General features: G+C 73.5%; 17 protein-coding genes. 9 read left to right on the forward strand and 8 right to left on the reverse strand.

What is annotated here, in order from left to right; genetic code table 11:
• Nucleotides 1–138: 138 nt before the first annotated feature.
• Both AC0QU1_RS11595 and AC0QU1_RS11600 read right to left on the reverse strand, forming a co-directional pair.
• Nucleotides 139–2,046 carry an FAD-binding monooxygenase gene (locus AC0QU1_RS11595; RefSeq protein WP_483576528.1) on the reverse strand — a complete coding sequence of 636 codons (1,908 nt, stop codon included), beginning with the start codon at nt 2,044–2,046 and terminating at the stop codon, nt 139–141.
• Nucleotides 2,047–2,086: 40 nt separating this feature from the next.
• Complete coding sequence (locus tag AC0QU1_RS11600; protein WP_483576529.1) at nt 2,087–3,466, reverse strand: MFS transporter; 1,380 nt, start codon at nt 3,464–3,466, stop codon at nt 2,087–2,089.
• A gap of 166 nt (nt 3,467–3,632) precedes the next feature.
• Here AC0QU1_RS11600 and AC0QU1_RS11605 point away from each other — a divergent pair, with 166 nt between their 5' ends.
• The 7 genes from AC0QU1_RS11605 to AC0QU1_RS11635 all read left to right on the forward strand — a co-directional run bounded on the left by AC0QU1_RS11605 (nt 3,633) and on the right by AC0QU1_RS11635 (nt 10,553).
• Nucleotides 3,633–5,153 carry a fumarylacetoacetate hydrolase family protein gene (locus AC0QU1_RS11605; RefSeq protein WP_483576530.1) on the forward strand — a complete coding sequence of 507 codons (1,521 nt, stop codon included), beginning with the start codon at nt 3,633–3,635 and terminating at the stop codon, nt 5,151–5,153.
• On the forward strand, nt 5,150–5,893 hold the full coding sequence (locus tag AC0QU1_RS11610) for a GntR family transcriptional regulator (RefSeq protein WP_483576531.1): 744 nt from the start codon (nt 5,150–5,152) through the stop codon (nt 5,891–5,893). Before AC0QU1_RS11605 ends, AC0QU1_RS11610 begins: the two co-directional genes overlap by 4 nt.
• Nucleotides 5,890–7,410 carry a 5-carboxymethyl-2-hydroxymuconate semialdehyde dehydrogenase gene (hpaE, locus tag AC0QU1_RS11615; RefSeq protein ID WP_483576532.1) on the forward strand — a complete coding sequence of 507 codons (1,521 nt, stop codon included), beginning with the start codon at nt 5,890–5,892 and terminating at the stop codon, nt 7,408–7,410. The genes AC0QU1_RS11610 and hpaE overlap by 4 nt, the downstream gene beginning before the upstream one ends.
• A gap of 2 nt (nt 7,411–7,412) precedes the next feature.
• The gene (gene hpaD, locus AC0QU1_RS11620; RefSeq protein WP_483576533.1) at nt 7,413–8,588 is read left to right on the forward strand and encodes a 3,4-dihydroxyphenylacetate 2,3-dioxygenase; all 1,176 of its coding nucleotides are present in this window, start codon (nt 7,413–7,415) and stop codon (nt 8,586–8,588) included.
• Nucleotides 8,585–9,385 (forward strand): 2-oxo-hept-4-ene-1,7-dioate hydratase, encoded by an 801-nt coding sequence (hpaH, locus tag AC0QU1_RS11625; protein ID WP_483576534.1) that lies wholly within the window; start codon nt 8,585–8,587, stop codon nt 9,383–9,385. The genes hpaD and hpaH overlap by 4 nt, the downstream gene beginning before the upstream one ends.
• Complete coding sequence (locus tag AC0QU1_RS11630) at nt 9,370–10,146, forward strand: HpcH/HpaI aldolase family protein (protein ID WP_483576535.1); 777 nt, start codon at nt 9,370–9,372, stop codon at nt 10,144–10,146. The genes hpaH and AC0QU1_RS11630 overlap by 16 nt, the downstream gene beginning before the upstream one ends.
• An 86-nt stretch (nt 10,147–10,232) precedes the next feature.
• Entirely contained in the window at nt 10,233–10,553 is a 321-nt protein-coding gene (locus AC0QU1_RS11635; RefSeq protein WP_483576536.1) for a DUF5808 domain-containing protein, read from the forward strand.
• Between the two features lie 16 nt (nt 10,554–10,569).
• Here the strand turns inward: AC0QU1_RS11635 and AC0QU1_RS11640 are convergent, their stop codons facing one another.
• Entirely contained in the window at nt 10,570–12,036 is a 1,467-nt protein-coding gene (locus AC0QU1_RS11640) for a PH domain-containing protein (protein WP_483616512.1), read from the reverse strand.
• A 101-nt stretch (nt 12,037–12,137) separates the two neighbouring features.
• On the reverse strand, nt 12,138–12,650 hold the full coding sequence (locus tag AC0QU1_RS11645; RefSeq protein ID WP_483576538.1) for a PH domain-containing protein: 513 nt from the start codon (nt 12,648–12,650) through the stop codon (nt 12,138–12,140).
• A 141-nt stretch (nt 12,651–12,791) separates the two neighbouring features.
• Here AC0QU1_RS11645 and AC0QU1_RS11650 point away from each other — a divergent pair, with 141 nt between their 5' ends.
• Complete coding sequence (locus tag AC0QU1_RS11650) at nt 12,792–14,105, forward strand: FAD-binding oxidoreductase (protein ID WP_483576539.1); 1,314 nt, start codon at nt 12,792–12,794, stop codon at nt 14,103–14,105.
• Between the two features lie 2 nt (nt 14,106–14,107).
• On the opposite strand, the gene AC0QU1_RS11655 is transcribed toward AC0QU1_RS11650, so the two are convergent.
• Nucleotides 14,108–15,430, reverse strand: coding sequence for an enolase C-terminal domain-like protein (locus tag AC0QU1_RS11655; RefSeq protein ID WP_483576540.1), 1,323 nt, complete (start codon nt 15,428–15,430; stop codon nt 14,108–14,110).
• A 175-nt stretch (nt 15,431–15,605) separates the two neighbouring features.
• Nucleotides 15,606–16,268: a DNA-binding response regulator gene (locus AC0QU1_RS11660; RefSeq protein ID WP_483576541.1), complete on the reverse strand. Its 663-nt coding sequence runs from the start codon at nt 16,266–16,268 to the stop codon at nt 15,606–15,608.
• Between the two features lie 96 nt (nt 16,269–16,364).
• Here AC0QU1_RS11660 and AC0QU1_RS11665 point away from each other — a divergent pair, with 96 nt between their 5' ends.
• Nucleotides 16,365–17,318, forward strand: coding sequence for an oxidoreductase (locus AC0QU1_RS11665; protein WP_483576542.1), 954 nt, complete (start codon nt 16,365–16,367; stop codon nt 17,316–17,318).
• Nucleotides 17,319–17,480: 162 nt separating this feature from the next.
• Here the strand turns inward: AC0QU1_RS11665 and AC0QU1_RS11670 are convergent, their stop codons facing one another.
• Both AC0QU1_RS11670 and AC0QU1_RS11675 read right to left on the reverse strand, forming a co-directional pair.
• Nucleotides 17,481–17,906, reverse strand: coding sequence for a hypothetical protein (locus AC0QU1_RS11670; protein WP_483576543.1), 426 nt, complete (start codon nt 17,904–17,906; stop codon nt 17,481–17,483).
• A 96-nt stretch (nt 17,907–18,002) separates the two neighbouring features.
• Complete coding sequence (locus AC0QU1_RS11675) at nt 18,003–18,503, reverse strand: helix-turn-helix transcriptional regulator (protein ID WP_483576544.1); 501 nt, start codon at nt 18,501–18,503, stop codon at nt 18,003–18,005.
• Nucleotides 18,504–18,564 lie beyond the last annotated feature (61 nt).

An 18,564-nucleotide genomic window follows, 5' to 3' on the forward strand; every position in this document is an offset into this window, starting at 1 on the left:
GGGGCCTCCTGGGGAAACAATGACGGATGAGTGGTGCGGTCCGTATGTGTCCCGTGCGGGTCAGGCTCCTGGCCCGTCGCGCGCCCCTTTTTCGAGCGCAGGCGGCGCGCCGTCCGCCCGACTCCCTGACTATATCCGTCAGGCTCGGGGGAGGAGGGCTCCGGCGAAGAAGGCGGCCAGCTCGTCCCGCGCGGTCAGGGGGAGCACGGCGGCCACGTACTGGTCCGGCCGGACGACGACGACCGCGCCGCCGCGGTCGATGCCGCGCAGCTCGAAGATGTCGTGGGCCGGGTCGGTGGCGTACACCTTCTCGTAGTCGATCAGCCCGAACGGGCCGACCCGCGGCTTGAACACGTCGGGCACGTCGGCGAACTCCACGGCGAAGTGGTCCTGCTGGTAGACCACCTTGACGTCGAGCACGGCGTCCGGCTCGCCGCCCGGCGGGGTGTACCGCAGCAGCGGCGAGTCGGCAGCGGTGCCCAGCCACTCGGCCCAGTCGCGCAGCGCCGAGGGTTCGGCGGGCGCGGCGGCGTCGGCGAACGCGTAGACGCGCCACCGCCCGTCGGCGCGGGCGTGGTGCCCCAGGTGGGCCGGGTTGCCCTCGGCCACGCGCTCGACCGGCGCGGACTTGAACCGCTTGCCGACCGGGAAGCCCGTGGCGAGCGCCTGGTGCGCGGCGTCGGACACGATCATGGACGGCTGGTACTGCGTCATGAACCCGCACGGGAACTCCGCCGTCTTGACGTAGAAGTCCTCGAGGTAGGTCGGGTCGGGCAGGTTCTCCGGGGGCGTGGCCATGAGGCGCGACCACTCGCGGTCGAAGTCGATGAGGTCCTGGGCCACGACCCGCCGCTCGGCCGAGTAGGTGGCCAGCAGGGACTCCGGCGCCCGGCCGGTGAGCACGTGCGCGAGCTTCCAGGCGATGTTCCAGCCGTCCTGCATCGACACGTTCATGCCCTGCCCGGCCTTCGCGCTGTGCGTGTGGCTGGCGTCGCCGGTGAGGAATACCCGGGGCGTGCGGGTGCCGGTGAGCGCGTCGGGCACGTCGTCGAACCCGTCGGTGACGCGGTGGCCCACCTCGTACACGCTGTGCCAGGGCACGTCCTTCACGTCGAGCGTGTAGGGGTGCAGGATCCGGTTGGCCCGGGCGATGATCTCGTCCAGTCCCGTCGCGCGGACGCGGGCGCTGCCGCCGGGCGGCACCTCGCCGAGGTCCACGTACCAGCGGGCCAGGAAGCCGCCCTCGCGCGGGATGAGCAGGATGGACCCGCCGTCGTGCGACTGGATGGCGCACTTGGTGCGCACGTCGGGGAAGTCGCTCACGGCGAGCACGTCCATCACGCCCCAGGCGTGGTTGGCCTTGTCGCCGACGGCCTTGCGGCCGATCGCCTCGCGCACCACGCTGTGCGCGCCGTCGCAGCCGACGACGTACCGGGCGCGTACCGTCCGGTGGGTGCCCGCGTGGGGGCCGGCCGTGTGCAGCACGGTCACGGTGACCGGGTGGTCGTCGTGCTCCGGGGTGCCCGGCTCGGCGACGGTGAGGCCGACGACCTCCAGACCGTAGTCGGGGGTGATTCGGGCGGGCGCGTTCGCCGCCACCTCGGCGAAGTAGTCGAGCACGCGCGCCTGGTTGACGATCAGGTGCGGGAACTCGCTGATCCCGTCGGCGTCGTCGGGCGGGACGGCGCCCCGCACGATGTGGCTCGGGTTCTCGGGGTCGGGCTTCCAGAACGCCATCTCGGTGATCCGGTACGCCTCCGCGGTGATCCGCTCGGCGAACCCGAACGCCTGGAACGTCTCGACGCTGCGCGCCTGGATGCCGTCGGCCTGCCCCATCTCCAGGCGCCCGGGCCGCCGCTCGACGACGTGCGCGCGGATCTCCGGGAACTGTGCGAGCTGGGCGGCCGCGATCATCCCTGCGGGGCCGCTGCCCACGATCAGCACGTCGACCTCGTCCGGCAGCTCGGCCGGCCGCACCAGGCCGTAGCCCTCGGCCGGCCGGACGCGCGGGTCGCCGGACACGTAGCCGTGGTGGTGGAACTGCATGGTTCTCCTCGTTCTGCTCGTGCCCGTCCGGTGCGGACCCTCAGGCCCTGGCCAGCCCGTAGACGGGGCTGACGGCCTGCTGCTCCTCGTGGTCCGGGCCGAGCGGGATACCAGTACGGTCGCGCAGGACGAGCGTCGCGGCGAGCCCGACCACGGCCATGCCCGCGAGATAGAGGGTCACCGACGTCGTCGTGCCGGTGGCCTGGACCAGCGCCGTGGCGATGGTGGGCGCGAACGCGCCGCCGAGGATCGACCCGATCGCGTACGAGATCGAGACGCCGGAGAACCGGATCGACGCGGGGAACAGCTCGGCGTAGAGGGCCGCCTGCGGCCCGTAGGTGAGCCCGAGGCCGACCGACAGGAAAGCGAGGCCGAGCACCAGCGAGCCGAAGGTCGCGGCGTTGACCAGCGGGAACAGCGCGAGCACGCCGGCAAGCAGCACCACGAAGCCGATAGCGTACGTGGTGCGGCGGCCGAGGCGATCGGACAGGGCGCCGGCGAACCAGGTCGAGCCGAGCCAGACGACGGCGGAGATGGTCACCGCCCACAGGACCGGCCCGCGGTCGAGCGCGACGGGGCCGGCCGGGTCGGACGCGTAGCCCTGGATGTAGCCGCCCGTGGTCATGTAGCCCACCGCGTTGTTGCCCGCGAACACCAGGGCGGCCACGATCACCAGCGGCGTGTGCCTCCGGAAGAGCCGGACCAGCGGCTGGCGGGTGGTTTCGGCGCGCTGCGCGATCTCGACGAACACCGGGCTCTCCTCGACGCTGCGCCGCACCCAGTACCCGATGCCGATGAGCACGACGCTCAGCAGGAACGGGACGCGCCACCCCCAGGTGAAGAACGTCTCGCCGGGCGCCACGGCGTTCATGGTCGCCAGCACGCCGGACGCGAGCAGCAGGCCGAGCGGGACGCCGAGCTGGGGCGCCGCGCCGAACAGGCCGCGGCGGCGCACGGGCGCGTGCTCGCAGGACATGAGGACGGCCCCGCCCCACTCGCCGCCCGCCGAGATGCCCTGCAGGATCCGCAGCAGCACCAGCAGGACCGGGGCGGCCACCCCGATCTGGGCGTACGTCGGCAGCACGCCGATGAGCGCCGTCGCCACCCCCATGAGCAGCAGGGTCAGCACGAGCACCACGCGCCGCCCGTACTTGTCGCCGAGGTGCCCGGCGACGAAGGCGCCCAGCGGGCGGAACAGGAAGCTGACGCCGACGGAGCCGAAGGCCAGGAGCGTGCCGAGGCTCGGGCCGGCGGGCTCGAAGAAGAGCCGGCCGAAGACGAGGCCCGCCGCGGAGGCATAGATGAAGAAGTCGTACCACTCGACGGTCGTGCCGACCACGGTGGCGAGGACGACGCGGCGGCGCTCGCGGGGCGAGGAGGCACGGGCCGCCGTCGGCTCATCGGGGGTGAGACGTGACATCGCATGACTCCTTCGTCATCCGGGCCTGCCGTTCGGCCGGCCGCGTTGCCGCACTTTCCCCGACCATATACGATCTGAGATACGAAATACCAGAGGCCGTCGGGACTCGAAGTCAACGGGACCTCCGGGCGGACAGGCCGACGGGCCACGACGGGCAAGGGAGCTCATGGGTACCGAAGCGCACGCCCCGACCACACCGGCGCCGCCCGCGCCACTGCTGGTGCGGCCGGGGAAGATCGTCGCCGTCCACCTCGCGTACGTCTCGCGTGCCGAGCAGCGCGGACGGCGGCCCGAGGCGCCGTCGTACTTCCTCAAGCCGGCCAGCTCGCTGGCCGCGACCGGGGGCGTGGCCGAGCGCCCGGCCGGTACCGAGCTGCTGGCCTTCGAGGGCGAGATCGCGCTGGTCATCGGCGAGCCCGCGCGGCACGTGCCGGTCGCAGAGGCGTGGGACCACGTCGCCGCCGTCACCGCAGCGAACGACCTCGGCGTCTACGACCTGCGCTGGGCCGACAAGGGCTCGAACGTGCGCTCAAAGGGCCGCGACGGCTACACGCCGATCGGCCCCGCGCTGCTGGACGCCCGGGCGGTCGACCCGGCGGGCCTGCGGGTGCGTACCTGGGTCAACGGCGAGCTGGTGCAGGAGGACACGACCGACGAGGCAGCGCTGCTGTTCCCGTTCGCGCAGCTCGTGGCCGACCTGTCCCAGCACCTCACCCTGGAGCGGGGCGACGTGATCCTCACGGGCACGCCCGCCGGGTCGAGCGTGGTGGCCCCCGGCGACGTGGTCGAGGTCGAGGTGGACGCGCCGACGGCGCCGGGCACGCCGACGTCGGGCCGCCTGGTGACCACCGTGGTGCAGGGCGAGGTGCCGTTCGGCGACGTCGGCGCGGGGCCGAAGGTCGACGACACGCAGCGCGCCGAGGCGTGGGGGAGCCGCGCGGCCGCCGGGCTCGCGCCCGAGCCGTTCGCACCCGCCGAACCCGAGCTGTTCGTGCTCACCGACGAGCTCGCCGACCTGCTGCGGCGCGCACCCGTCGCGGGGCTCTCGGCCCAGCTCCGCAAGCGCGGCCTGGACAACGTGATCATCGAGGGCGTGCGGCCCGTGACGCCGGGCGCGCGGCTCGTGGGTCGCGCGCGGACGCTGCGGTTCGTGCCGAACCGCGAGGACCTGTTCGCGGCCCACGGCGGCGGCTACAACGCGCAGAAGCGCGCCTTCGACACGGTCGGCGCGGGCGAGGTGATCGTCATCGAGGCGCGCGGCGAGACCGGCTCGGCCACCCTCGGTGACATCCTCGCGCTGCGCGCGCAGGTGCGCGGCGCCGCGGGCGTGGTGACCGACGGCGGCGTGCGCGACGTCGAGGCCGTCGCGGCCACGGGCCTGCCCGTGTTCTCCCGGGGCGCCCACCCGGCGGTGCTCGGCCGCCGGCACGTGCCGTGGGACACCGACGTCGCCGTGGCCTGCGGGGGAGCGACCGTGCTGCCGGGCGACGTCGTGGTGGGGGATGCGGACGGCGTCGTCGTGATCCCGCCGCACCTGGCGCACGAGGTGGCCGAGGCGACCCTCGCCCAGGAGGAGCAGGACGCCTGGGTGGCGCGGCAGGTCGCGGCCGGCCACCCGGTCGAGGGGCTGTTCCCGCCGGACGCGCAGTGGCGGGCGCGGTACGAGGCGTCGCGGGAGGGCCGATGACGGCCGGGGGGACGACGGCGGGGGCGGCTGCGGGCGCGCCGTCAGCCGTGGAGGCCGCGTTCGCCGGCGCGATCGGCAAGTCCCAGGTCGCCTACCGGTTCCTGCGGGACCGCATCGCGCGGCGCGAGCTGAGCCCCGGCTACCGGCTCGTGCTGCAGAGCATCGCGGACGAGCTGGAGATGAGCGTCGTGCCTGTGCGCGAGGCGATCCGGCGGCTCGAGGCCGAAGGGCTGGTCACCTACGAGCGCAACGTCGGCGCGCGGGTCGCGATGATCGACGAGCACGGCTACGTCGACGCCATGCAGGCCCTCGGCGTGGTCGAGGGGGCGGCGACCGGGCTCTCGGCGCCCGCCATCTCCGACGCGGACCTCGCGCGGGCCGCCGAGGTGAACGACCACCTGCGCGCCCTGCTGGACCACTTCGACCCGCACGCGTTCACGGCGCTGAACCAGCGGTTCCACTCGGTGCTCTTCGAGTCGTGCCCCAACGGGCTGCTGCTCGACATGGTGCACCGCGGCTGGGCCCAGCTCTCCGGGCTGCGCGACTCCACCTTCGCGTTCGTGCCCGGCCGCGCCCACGACTCGGTGGCCGAGCACGACCACATCCTCGACCTGATCGCCCGCAAGGCCGACCCCCTGGAGATCGAGATCGCCGCCCGCGACCACCGCTGGGCGACCATGCAGGCCTTCCTGGACGCCCGAGCCGCGTCGCCCCACCCTCGACCCACGGAGACACAGTGACGAACCCCGTGACCGACCGCCCGGCCCCGCAGGCGCCCGCCGACCTGCCCGACCGTATCCAGCACTACATCGGCGGCGCGTTCGTCGACTCGGCCGACGGCGGCACGTTCGACGTGCTCGACCCGGTGACCAACGAGGTCTACGCCCGCGCCGCCGCCGGCAGGGCGGCCGACGTCGACCGCGCCGTGGCCGCCGCACGCGAGGCGTTCACGAACGGGCCGTGGCCCAGGCTGCTGCCGCGCGAGCGCTCGCGGGTCCTGCACCGGATCGCGGACATCGTCGAGTCGCGCGACGCGCGGCTGGCCGAGCTGGAGAGCTTCGACTCCGGACTGCCGATCACGCAGGCGCTGGGCCAGGCGCGCCGGGCGGCGGAGAACTTCCGGTTCTTCGCCGACCTGGTCGTGGCCCAGTCGGACGACGCGTTCAAGGTACCCGGCCGCCAGCTCAACTACGTCAACCGCAAGCCGATCGGGGTCGCGGGCCTGATCACGCCGTGGAACACGCCGTTCATGCTGGAGTCCTGGAAGCTGGGCCCGGCCCTGGCCACCGGCAACACCGTGGTGCTCAAGCCCGCCGAGTTCACGCCGCTGTCGGCGTCGTTGTGGGCGGGCATCTTCGCGGAGGCCGGGCTGCCCGAGGGTGTGTTCAACCTGGTCAACGGCCTGGGCGAGGAGGCGGGCGACGCGCTCGTCAAGCATCCGGACGTGCCGCTGATCTCGTTCACGGGGGAGAGCCGCACGGGGCAGCTCATCTTCGCCAACGCCGCGCCGCACCTCAAGGGCCTGTCGATGGAGCTGGGCGGCAAGTCGCCGGCCATCGTCTTCGCCGACGCCGACCTGGACGCCGCGATCGACGCGACGATCTTCGGCGTCTTCTCGCTCAACGGCGAGCGCTGCACCGCCGGGAGCCGCATCCTCGTGGAGCGGGCCGTCTACGACGAGTTCGTGGAGCGGTACGCAGCCCAGGCCGCGCGCGTGGTGGTGGGCCACCCGGGCGACCCGGCCACCGAGGTCGGCGCGCTGGTGCATCCCGAGCACTACGACAAGGTCATGTCCTACGTCGAGCTCGGCAAGACCGAGGGCCGCCTGGTGGCGGGCGGCGGGCGACCCGAGGGCTTCGAGACCGGCAACTACGTGGCGCCCACGGTGTTCGCCGACGTGCCGCCGTCGGCCCGGATCTTCCAGGAGGAGATCTTCGGCCCGGTCGTGGCCATCACGCCGTTCGACACCGAGGAGGAGGCGCTCGCCCTGGCCAACGGCGTGAGGTACGGGCTGGCCGCCTACGTGTGGACCAACGACCTCCAGCGCGCGCACACCTTCGCCCAGGCGGTGGAGGCGGGCATGGTCTGGCTCAACTCGAACAACGTGCGCGACCTGCGCACACCGTTCGGCGGGGTCAAGGCCTCCGGCCTGGGGCACGAGGGCGGGTACCGCTCCATCGACTTCTACACGGACCAGCAGGCGGTGCACATCACGCTGGGCAAGGTCCACAACCCGACGTTCGGCAAGGGAGCCTGACGATGACCGACCTGACCGAGCCCGTGGTGACCGGTGCCTCGCCGATCACCGCCGTCGACCCGATCCCCACGCCCCTGGCGCCGCCGCCGGACATCGTGCGGTGCGCCGCCATGGAGCTGGTGGTCACCGACCTGGCCGCCTCCCGCAGCTTCTACGTGGACGTGCTGGGCCTGGTGGTCACCGAGGAGGACGAGGACGCGGTCTACCTGCGCACGCTGGAGGAGTTCATCCACCACAACCTGGTGCTGCGCAAGGGTCCGACGGCGGCAGTGGCCGCCTTCTCCTACCGGGTGCGCAGCCCACACGAGCTTGACCGGGCCGTCGCGTTCTACACCGAGCTGGGCTGCCGGGTGGAGCGGCGCGCGGAGGGCTTCACCCGGGGCGTCGGCGACTCGGTGCGCGTGACGGACCCGCTCGGCTTCCCCTACGAGTTCTTCTACGACGTCGAGCACGTCGAGCGCCTGGCGTGGCGGTACGACCTGCACACCCCGGGCGCCCTGGTGCGGCTGGACCACTTCAACCAGGTCACGCCCGACGTGCCGCGCGCCGTGCGGTACCTGGAGGACCTCGGCTTCCGCGTCACCGAGGACATCCAGGACGCCGAGGGCACCACCTACGCCGCGTGGATGCGCCGCAAGCCCACGGTGCACGACACGGCGCTGACCGGCGGCGACGGCCCGCGCATGCACCACGTCGCGTTCGCGACGCACGAGAAGCACAACATCATCGCGATCTGCGACAAGCTCGGCGCGCTGCGGCTGAGCGACCGCATCGAGCGCGGCCCGGGGCGGCACGGCGTGTCCAACGCCTTCTACCTGTACCTGCGCGACCCGGACGGGCACCGCGTGGAGATCTACACACAGGACTACTGGACGGGTGACCCGGACAACCCCGTGGTGACCTGGGACGTGCACGACAACCAGCGCCGCGACTGGTGGGGCAACCCCGTGGTGCCGTCCTGGTACACCGAGGCCTCGCCGGTGCTCGACCTCGACGGCAACCCGCAGCCCGTCGTCGCGCGCACGGACACCTCCGAGATGGCCGTGACCATCGGGGCGGACGGGTTCTCCTACACGCGGCCGGAGGACGCCGCCCGCGCGGCCGGTTCGGTGGGGTCCGAGGACGACGTCCTGCCGTCCTGGAAGCAGGGCGAGTACAAGCTGGGGCACCAGCTATGACGGGGCAGCGGGTGCTGGACGACGCCACGGTCACCACGATCGCCGACGAGCTTGCCCGTGCCGAGGCCGAGCGCACGACGGTGCCGCTGCTGACCGCGCGGTACCCCGGCATGACGGTCGAGGACTCCTACGCGGTGCAGAACACGTGGCGCCGGCGCGGCATCGAGGCCGGACGCCGTCCGGTGGGCCGCAAGATCGGGCTCACCTCGAAGGTCATGCAGGCCGCCACGGGCATCACCGAGCCGGACTACGGCGCGATCTTCGCCGACATGGTGTTCGAGAACGGCTCGGTCGTCGAGCACGGCCGGTTCTCCAACGTGCGGATCGAGGTCGAGCTGGCCTTCGTGCTGCGGGACGGCCTGACGGGCCCGGACGCCACCGTGTTCGACGTGCTGCGGGCGACCGAGTACGTGGTGCCGGCCCTGGAGATCCTGTCCTCGCGCATCGAGCTGACCGGGCGCACCATCGTGGACACCATCAGCGACAACGCCGCGATGGGCGGCATGGTCCACGGCGGGCGGCCGGTCGCGCCGGACCAGGTGGACCTGCGCTGGGTCTCGGCGCTGCTGCACCGCAACGAGACCATCGAGGAGTCGGGCGTCGCCGCCGCCGTCCTCGGCCACCCCGCCGCCGGCGTCGCCTGGCTCGCGAACAAGCTCGCCCAGCACGGCGACGCGCTGCGGCCCGGCGAGATCGTGCTGGCCGGCTCCTTCACCCGCCCCGTGTGGGTGGAGCCCGGCGACACCGTGCTGGCCGACTACCGAGAGCTGGGGACTGTCTCGTGCCGCTTCGTCTGACCCTCCCGCCTACGTTCCGCGACCGGCTCGCCGGCGCGGACCGGCCCCTGGCGGGCATGTGGGTGTGCTCCGGCAGCCCGCTGGTCGCCGAGATCTGCGCGGGTGCCGGCCTGGACTGGCTGCTCGTCGACGGCGAGCACTCGCCGGTCGGGCTCGAGTCGATCCTCGCGATCCTGCAGGCCGTTGCTCCCTACCCGGTCACGCCGGTGGTGCGCGTCCCGGCGAACGACGCCGTCGTGCTCAAGCAGGTGCTCGACGCCGGGGCGCAGAACGTGCTGGTGCCCATGGTCGACACCGCCGAGCAGGCCGAGGCCGCCGTCCGCGCGGTGCGGTACCCGCCGCGCGGCGTGCGTGGGGTGGGCAGCGCGCTGGCCCGCGGCGCGCGCTGGAACCGCGTCGAGGGCTACCTCGCCGACGCCGACCGGCACGTCTCGCTGTTCGTGCAGGTCGAGTCCACGACCGCCGTCGAGAACGCCGCGGCGATCGCCGCCGTCGACGGGGTGGACGGCGTGTTCGTCGGGCCCTCCGACCTGGCGGCCTCGATGGGCGTGCTCGGCGAGCAGACGCACCCCGACGTCGTCGCGGCGGTGCTCGCGACGTTCGAGGCCGTGCGGGGCGCGGGCAAACCCGTCGGCGTCAACGCCTTCGACCCGGCCATGGCCAGGGCGTACCTGGACGCGGGGGCGTCCTTCGTCCTGGTCGGGGCCGACGTCGCCCTGCTCGCCCGGGGCTCGGAGGCCCTGGCGGACAGGTGGACGTAACCCGAGCCAGTCACCGACGGATGGCGCAAGATGGTCGCAGGGTCCGACACCGGGAACACCGACACCGAGGGACACGGAGGGGCGAGATGACACGGAAGAAGCAGGGCGACGCCGCCGGGCGGTCGAAGGGCGGCGGTCTGAGAAGGCTGATCACGCTGGTCACGATCGCGCTCACGGCCGCGGCCGTGGTGAAGGAGCTGCGGACGCCGGAGGCGGAGCGTACCTGGCACGGCAAGATCGCCTCGGTGGTGCCGTACGAGCTGCGCTTCCCGACCCTGGAGCGCGCCCGCGACCGGCTCTGGAACCCCGAGGCCGAGCACGTCGTGGGGCCGCGGGTGTTCGGCGTCGGCTGGACCGTGAACGTGGGCAAGGTCGTGGCCATGGCGCGGCAGCGTTTCGGTATCTGAGCTGACCCCGCGCGAGTCAGGCCTCCCGCGCGGCCACCGGCGGATCGCCCGGGCCGGCTCCCGCGTCGACGGCGCCAACCAGGAACGGCCGCAGCAGCCCAGGGACGGCCGCGTCCGCGAGCGCGAGACCGTCCGCCTCCGCGGCGTCGTGCACGGTGTAGGCGCCGGTGCCCGCCGCCGTCGTCGCGACGACGGTGACCAGCCCGGCCCGGCGCTGGAACAGCGACTGCCGCACGGTCCAGCCCACGATGCCCCGCCGCTGGAGCGCCACCGTCGCGCGGCGCACCGAGCCGCTGCGCGCCACCAGGTACGGGCCGACGATCGCGTGCCCGAGCGCCCGGTAGGCGTCCAGCGCGAGCAGCACCGCCACGGGGACGAGCACGAGCGTGCTGATCCAGGCGACGTGTAGCAGCACGGGTGTGAGCAGCGGGCCGAGCACGAGCAGCACGACCTCGGTGACGAACACGGTGCCGAGCGCCCAGCCGAGGCGGCGGTCGCGCGCCGCCGTCGGGTGCGGACGCAGCGGCGCCGCCGTCGGCGGGGCGCCCGGCTCGCGGAGCACACCCGCCGCCACCCGGTCGGCCAGCTCCTTGGGCACGGCAGGCAGGAGGGTCCGGCTCTCCGTCTTGTCCTCCTCGTCGGTGGAGAGCCCGGTCGCGACGGCGTCCACGCGCGCCGCGCCGGCCAGGCGGGCGGCGAGCGGCTCGACCACCTCGACGCCGCGCAGCCGCGACTCCTCCAGCGAGATCGACCGCGTGGTGAGCAGGCCGCGCCGCACGTGCAGCGTGCCGTCGGCCTGCCGCTCCAGCGTGTGGTTCCACCAGGTCTCGACCCACAGCGCCACCGTGGCCACGCCGCCGACGACGAACAGGCCCGCGGTCAGTGCGAGCGCGACGAGCAGCACCGGCGCGAGGCCGAACCACGACCCGACCGTGTCGATCACGTGTTCCTGCATCCCGAACCACTCGGCCACCTGGAGCGTGCCGCCCGCCGCGGTGGCACCCAGCGTCGGGGTGAGGAAGGACAGCGGGGCGTACCGGACCCAGCCGCGGTCGAACCGGACCAGCGTGCCGTCGCCGTCGTCGGGGCTCTCGGCGCTCGCGGCGTGCGCGAGCAGGGTGGCGCGCAGGGCGTCGGCGGACGCGCGGCGCAGCGGCCAGAGCGTGACGGTGCCCTCCGCCCCGGCCTGCTCGCCCGTGCCCACGCGCACGGTGACCACACCGAGCGCCCGCAGCACGGGGTCCGCCGTGAGGTCCACCGAGCGGATCCGCTCCCGGCGCAGGGCCAGGCGCTTGCGCCAGACGACGCCGGTGTGCACGTGGAACCGTTCCGCGTCGACGCGGTACCGGGTGACGCGCCACATCCACTCCCCGGACGCGGCACCCGCGGCCACGGCGACCACGAGCGGCGGCAACACCCAGGCCAGTGCCGTGCCGACCGAGCTGCCGACGGCGAGCCAGTACCCCGTGATGAGCGCCGCCATCGCCGCGGGACCCACGGTGTAGAGCCCGCCGGCCAGGGCAGCGCGGCGGTCCAGGCGCTCCCAGGTCGTGTCGTTGTCGGCGGGAGCGTCGCCGGCGGCGCTCAGGTCGCGTCCTCGGGCGTGGCCTGGGTGGCGACCGTGAGCTCCGCGGCGAGGTCGGCCGCCGTCTCGGCGTCGAGCCCCTCGACCTTGACGGCCCCCTTGGCGGACGCCGTCGTCACCGTGAGTGTGGCCAGCCCGAACCGCTGCTCCAGCGGCCCACGCACCGTGTCGACGGTCTGGATCCGGGACAGCGGCGCGACCCGCCACTCCTGGAAGAACCAGCCCGTGCGCGTGTAGACGGCCTCCTCGGTGACCTCCCAGCGGTGGTGCCGGAACCACAGCCGCGGCAGGGTAGCGGCGGACAGCACCCCGATCGCGGCCAGGGCCCCTGCGGGCACGAGCAGCCACAGCCGGGCCGGGGCGATCAGCGCGCCGAGCACGCCGAGGATCACCACCGGGACCGCCGTCCACAGCGCGAGCTGCGCCGTCCACCAGCCGACGGTGCGCGGGTCGACGGTGTGCCGCGGGGGTCGCAGCGTCAAGGGTGGACCCTGCTCCTGGGTGGTCGTCACGGGCCCCATCGTCCCAAGTCGCACGGCCGGCGGCAACGTCGTGACCGGCCGCGCGACGTCGGGCGATGAGTCCGGCGGCCCCGGCCGGTCTCTTCTGCACCAGGCCCCGTACGACAGGCCCGTACGAACAGGAGCGAGAGCATGGACGTGACCGAAGGCTCAGCGGTGTCGGAGCTCGACCTGCGATACCCCGGCGACGCCGGCTTCGACGAGGCGCGCCGGGTGTGGAACGCGATGGTGGACCACCGGCCCGCCCTGGTCGCCCGGTGCCGCACGGCCGACGACGTCGTGGCGGCCCTGGCGCTGGCGCGGCGCGACGGCCTGGAGGTCGGCATCCGGTGCGGCGGCCACAGCGTCGTCGGGCACGGTGTTCCCGACGACGGGCTGATGATCGACCTGACCCCGATGGGCGCCGTCCGGGTGGACCCGGAGCGGAAGCGGGCGTGGGTGCAGGGCGGGGCCCTGCTGGGCGCGCTCGACGCGGCGACGCAGCCGTACGGCCTGGCCACGACGGCGGGCAACGTGTCGCACACCGGCGTCGGCGGGCTCACGCTGGGCGGCGGGATGGGCTGGCTGGCCCGGCAGTACGGGCTGGCCTGCGACAACGTCATCTCCTACGAGGTGGTGACCGCCGCGGGCGAGGTGGTCCGCGCCTCGGCCGACGAGCGGCCCGACCTGTACTGGGCGCTGCGCGGCGGTGGCGGCAACTTCGGCGTGGTGACCGAGTTCGAGTTCCGGCTGCACGAGACCGGCACCCGCGCGCTCAGCGTCGAGCTCGACTTCCCGGCGGCCGAGGCCGCGCCGGCAGCCTTCCGCTGGCGGGACCTCAGCGCCGTCGCCCCGCGCCAGGCCACGTACACGGCCTCCGTGCACGACGGCGTGGCCACCCTCGGCTTCGTGTGGGTGGGCGACCCGGCCGCGGGGCGGGCGCACGCCCGGGAGCTGGAGTCGCTGGGCGATCCGGTGGACCGCCGGATCGAGGAACTGTCCTACCTCGACCTGCAGAGTCGCGAGGACAGCGTGGAGGGCCACGCGGTGCGCCGCTACTGGAAGGGCCACTACTTCCGCGAGCTGCCCGACGCCGCGCTCGAGGCCCTGCTCGCCCACGGCCCTGACGTGCGGGCGGGCCTCCAGGCCTACGGCGGCGCCATCGCCGACGTGCCGGACGACGACGCCGCGTTCAGCCAGCGCGGCACGACGTTCGAGTACGTGGTCGCCACCGGCTGGACCGACCCGGCCGAGGACCCGGCCCGGATCGCCGCCGCGCGGGCGAGCGCGGCGCTCCTGGAGCCGTTCGCCAGCGGCATCTACGTCAACGTGCTCGGCGACGACGGCGCGGCGGGCGTCCGGCGCGCCTACCCGCCCGCGAAGCTGGCCCGGCTGGCGGCGGTCAAGGCCGTCTACGACCCCGACAACGTCTTCCACCTGAACCAGAACATCCCGCCGACGGCGTAGGTTCAGCCGCGCACGCTCTCGGCCGCGCCGACCCGCCACGCCACCCCGTCCGGGTACCGGTACTCCTCGACGGACCCGGGCAGCATCTCCATGCCGGCCCCTGGCGCGACCGGGGCGACGTACCGCCCCTGACGGATCTCCGCGGGCGTGACGAAGTGTTCGTGCAGGTGGTCCGCCCACTCGATGCAGCGCCCTTCCATGGTCCCGGACACGGCCACCAGGTCGAACATCGACAGGTGCTGCACGGCCTCGCTGAGCCCGACGCCGCCGGCGTGCGGGCACACGGGGACGCCGAACTTCGCCGCCAGCAGGAGGATCGCCACGTTCTCGTTGACGCCCGCGACCCGGGTGGCGTCGAGCTGGAGCACGGACAGCGACCCGGCCTGGAGCAGCTGCTTGAACACCACCCGGTTGGCCACGTGCTCGCCCGTGGCCACGGGGATCGGCGCGATGCGGCGGGCGATCTCCGCGTGCGCCAGGACGTCGTCGGGGCTGGTCGGCTCCTCGACCCACGCGAGGTCGTAGGGGGCGAGCTCGGTGATCCAGGCGACGGCGTCGTCGACGTCCCAGCGCTGGTTGGCGTCCACCGCTATCCGGATGTCGGGGCCGACCGTCCGCCGGGCGAGCGTCAGGCGCCGCACGTCGTCGGCGAGGTCGGCGCCCACCTTGAGCTTGACCTGCTCGAAGCCGTTGCGGACGGCCTCGCCGCACAGCCGCTGGAGCTTCTCGTCGGAGTAGCCGAGCCAGCCCGGCGTGGTCGTGTAGGCGCGGTACCCGTCGCGCACCAGCTCCGCCTCGCGCTGCGCGCGCCCTGGCTCGGCGGCCCGGAGGATCGCGAGCGCGTCGTCGGGGGTGAGGGCGTCGGTCAGGTAGCGGAAGTCGACGAGGGCCACGATCTCCTCGGGCGTCAGCGACGCCAGGAGCCGCCACAGCGGCAGGCCCGCGCGCTTGGCCTTGAGGTCCCACAGGGCGTTGACCACCGCGCCGATCGCCATGTGCAGGACGCCCTTCTCCGGGCCGAGCCAGCGGAGCTGGGAGTCGTGCACGAGCGTGCGCCAGGTGCGCCCCATGTCGTCGAGCAGGTCCTCGACGTGCGCGCCGAGCAGAGTCGACGCCACGAGCTCCACCGCGGCCACCTGGACGTCGTTGCCCCGCCCGATCGTGAACACGTGGGCCGCGCCGACCAGCCCGTCGGCGTCGTCGGTGTGCAGGGTGAGGTAGGCGGCCGAGTAGTCGGGGTCGGGGTTCATGGCGTCGGAACCGTCGAGCTCGCGCGACGTCGGGAAGCGGACGTCGCGGGTCTGGACGCGGGTGATGCGGCTCAACGGGTCTCCTTCGACGAGGGCGCAAGGATCGAAACATAGGATGTCTTGGCGTGTCAACGGAGCGTCTTCGGGACACTGGTGGCCATGGTTCGCACGATCGACCCGCAATGATCGGATGTGTGGTGCCCGGCCAGGAGCCGGCGGACGCCCGGGGCGAGTGCGGGGAGGGCCAGCGCTAGACCAGGCCCAGCTCCCGGGCCCGGACGCCGGCCTGGAACCGGGACTCGGCGCCGAGGGCCTCCATCAGCTCGGCCACCCGGCGGCGGTAGGTGCGCACGCCCAGGCCCAGCATCCGGGCCGCCGTCTCGTCCTTGACGCCCTGGCTGAGCAGGTCCAGCACCCGGGGCGCGAGCTGGCGGACCTCGGCGATGCGCGTGTCGTAGACGTCGAGGTCCGTCGCCGACCGCCAGGCCGCCTCGAACAGCGATATCACGCCCTGCACCGCCTCACGCTGGGTGATCACGCTGTAGCTGCGCCGGCCGGCGCTGAGGTCGCCGGCCAGGATCACCAGCCGCCGGTCGAGGATGATCGTCTCGTTGATCTCGTCGGGGGTGATGCGGATCTGCGCGCCGTGCAGGTCGCGGTCCCTCGCCAGCCGCCGCGCGGCCACCGGGTCCAGGAGCTGCGCGGACCGGTAGACCTTGCGGATCCGCATGTCCTGCGTCGGGTTCGCCCGGAACTCGCTGGCGAGCTTGTCCGCCGTCCCCTGGGTGACCGCCCAGGTGGCCAGGTCCTTGGCCGCGCACGCGATGTCCGTGGCCGTCGCGAACAGGTGCGCCGTGCGCTCGAACAGCTCCTGCTCGCCGTGCACGATCGTGACGGCCTCACCGGTCCGCATGCCCTCGATTCTGCCCGGCGTGCCGCGGCGCCACCAGGCTCGGCAACAACCTGCCATTCGCGGGTGAGCGGGCCGGTCTGGCGCAAGGCTGGACGTATGACCACTCGGACGAACACCACGACAGACACCCCGAACGCCAGCGCCGCCGGCACCTGGCGGCTCGGCGACCGCACGGTCAACCGCATCGGCTTCGGCTCGATGCGGCTGATGGGCATGCCCTGGGACACCAGGCCGCGCGACCGGGCCGACGCGATCGCCGTCCTGCGCCGCGCCGTCGAGCTGGGCGTGAACCACATCGACACGGCCGCGTTCTACTTCGTGCCCACCCGCTCGTCCAACGAGCTGATCAGCACCGCCCTCCAGCCCTACCCGGACGAGCTGGTGATCACCACCAAGGTGGGGCCCAGCCGCTCGCGCGACGGCGAGTTCGAGCCGATGGCGCGTCCGGACCGGCTCCGCGGCCAGGTCGAGGAGAACCTCCGGCAGCTCGGCCGCGACGAGCTCGACGTCGTCAACCTGCGCTGGGGCACCGGTCACGAGCGGGAGCCCGGGTCCGTGGCCGAGCACTTCGGGGCGCTCGCCGAGCTGCGCGAGGCCGGCCTGATCCGGAACCTCGGCATCTCCAACATCCTGCCGGAGCAGCTCACCGAGGCCCTGACCATCGCGCCCGTGGTGTGCGTGCAGAACCAGTACGGCCTGACCAACCGTGGGGCGGACCCCCTGCTCAGGCAGTGCGGCGAGCACGGCATCGCGTTCGTGCCGTTCTTCGCCGTCGCGGGAGCGCCCCCGCGGCCCGGGGCGGACGACGGTGCGGCGCACGACGGTACTGCCGGGACGGGTGAGGCGGAGGTCGCTGCGGTCGCCGAGGCGCACGGCGCGACCCCGGCCCAGGTCCGGCTGGCCTGGACCCTCCACAGGGGTCCGCACGTGCTGGCGATCCCCGGGACGGGCAACCTGGCGCACCTGGAGCAGAACATCGCCGCCGGCGCGCTCCGGCTGACCGACGACGAGCTCGCGCTCCTGGACGGCCTGGTCCCGGACCCGGCGTAGGACGAACGCCGAACCGCAAGTTCGACGTCGTCGCGGGCGTCGAGCCGCAACCTGTGTGCGCTCCGCGTGGCCGATCCACGCGCAACTCTCGGTTGGGCGACCCGGGACATGCGTAACTTGCGGTTCGAGGTCCGGGCGCGCGTGCACCCGAGCCGACCGGAGCTAGCCGTCCTCTTCGAACGCGAAGGCCACCGACCTGCCGTCGACCTCGACGGTCCGCACCCCGTCTGCGGCGTGCTCGACGGGGAGGACGACGACCTGGCTCACCGGCAGGTACTCCGCCGAGCACCCGTCGTTCTCGCTCATCGCGGTCGTGACCTGGACGGTCTGTTCGTCGCGCCACGCGACCGAGACCGGATAGCGCATGCAGCCGGGTGTGCCCCAGGCGGTCACGGTGAGGCGCGCGGGCCGGACCGTAGGGTCGACGACGGCGTTGGTGAGCCCCTGCGGCGGCGGGGACTGCTCGGCCGGGAAGCTCTCGATGACGACCGACCTCGGCGGCTCCGGCCGGGGCGGTCCCTCGCCGTCGTCCGCGCAGCTCGCGAGCGCGAGCGGCAGGACGAGCGCCGTCCACCACCGCCGGACCATGCCGGGTCCCCTCCTCCGGATGTGAAACGTTGTCGCACCGAAGATCGCAGGGGCGGGCCACGAGACTCAAAGGATTACTCGGGCAAACCGACCTGGTCAGGTGTCCAGGTTCTCCCGGGCGCGCCGTTCCGCGGCGAGCATGATGCGCGACGGGTAGGTGTCCAGCGCGGCCGCGATCCGGCGCAGGGCGCTCAGCGAGATGTCGAGGTCCCCGGACTCGTACCCGGCGATCGTGTCCGGGGACTCGTCCACGAGGTCGGCGAGCTGGTGCTGGGCCATGTTCCAGGCCGCGCGCTGCGCGCCGAGCTCCTGGGCGAGCGCGCGGCGCATGGACGCGGTGTCCACGCGCGGGATGTCGGACACCGTCCCGGCGATGTTCGCGAGCTCCCCGGACACCTGCTCCGGCGAGTCGGTGGTGAGGGTGGCCAGGGCGAGGACGACGTCCACCCCGAGCGGTAGCTGGCCGGTGAGCTGGTCCAGCACGTAGTCGATCGGCTTGCGCAGGTTGTCCGCGATCTGCTGGGCGGTGATGTCGTGCCGTGCGATGTACTCACGGGCCGCGAAGGCGAGGTCTGGTACCGCGTCCCCTGTTGTCATGCGACCGGAGGCTACCAACGAGCGGGGCCGGCGAGGCAAGGGCCTCGGGGTGAGGCGCGGG

It is taken from the genome of Promicromonospora noduliphila (assembly GCF_056951025.1).

Bases quoted from the DNA above. Each gene is read 5' to 3' on its own strand.
- AC0QU1_RS11660 (WP_483576541.1), bottom strand. From the start codon at position 16,268: ATGCGGACCGGTGAGGCCGTCACGATCGTGCACGGCGAGCAGGAGCTG.
- AC0QU1_RS11635 (WP_483576536.1), top strand. From the start codon at position 10,233: ATGACACGGAAGAAGCAGGGCGACGCCGCCGGGCGGTCGAAGGGCGGC.
- AC0QU1_RS11610 (WP_483576531.1), top strand. From the start codon at position 5,150: ATGACGGCCGGGGGGACGACGGCGGGGGCGGCTGCGGGCGCGCCGTCA.
- AC0QU1_RS11675 (WP_483576544.1), bottom strand. From the start codon at position 18,503: ATGACAACAGGGGACGCGGTACCAGACCTCGCCTTCGCGGCCCGTGAG.
- hpaH (WP_483576534.1), top strand. From the start codon at position 8,585: ATGACGGGGCAGCGGGTGCTGGACGACGCCACGGTCACCACGATCGCC.
- hpaD (WP_483576533.1), top strand. From the start codon at position 7,413: ATGACCGACCTGACCGAGCCCGTGGTGACCGGTGCCTCGCCGATCACC.
- AC0QU1_RS11595 (WP_483576528.1), bottom strand. From the start codon at position 2,046: ATGCAGTTCCACCACCACGGCTACGTGTCCGGCGACCCGCGCGTCCGG.
- AC0QU1_RS11670 (WP_483576543.1), bottom strand. From the start codon at position 17,906: ATGGTCCGGCGGTGGTGGACGGCGCTCGTCCTGCCGCTCGCGCTCGCG.
- AC0QU1_RS11605 (WP_483576530.1), top strand. From the start codon at position 3,633: ATGGGTACCGAAGCGCACGCCCCGACCACACCGGCGCCGCCCGCGCCA.
- AC0QU1_RS11600 (WP_483576529.1), bottom strand. From the start codon at position 3,466: ATGTCACGTCTCACCCCCGATGAGCCGACGGCGGCCCGTGCCTCCTCG.
- AC0QU1_RS11665 (WP_483576542.1), top strand. From the start codon at position 16,365: ATGACCACTCGGACGAACACCACGACAGACACCCCGAACGCCAGCGCC.
- AC0QU1_RS11650 (WP_483576539.1), top strand. From the start codon at position 12,792: ATGGACGTGACCGAAGGCTCAGCGGTGTCGGAGCTCGACCTGCGATAC.
- AC0QU1_RS11640 (WP_483616512.1), bottom strand. From the start codon at position 12,036: ATGGCGGCGCTCATCACGGGGTACTGGCTCGCCGTCGGCAGCTCGGTC.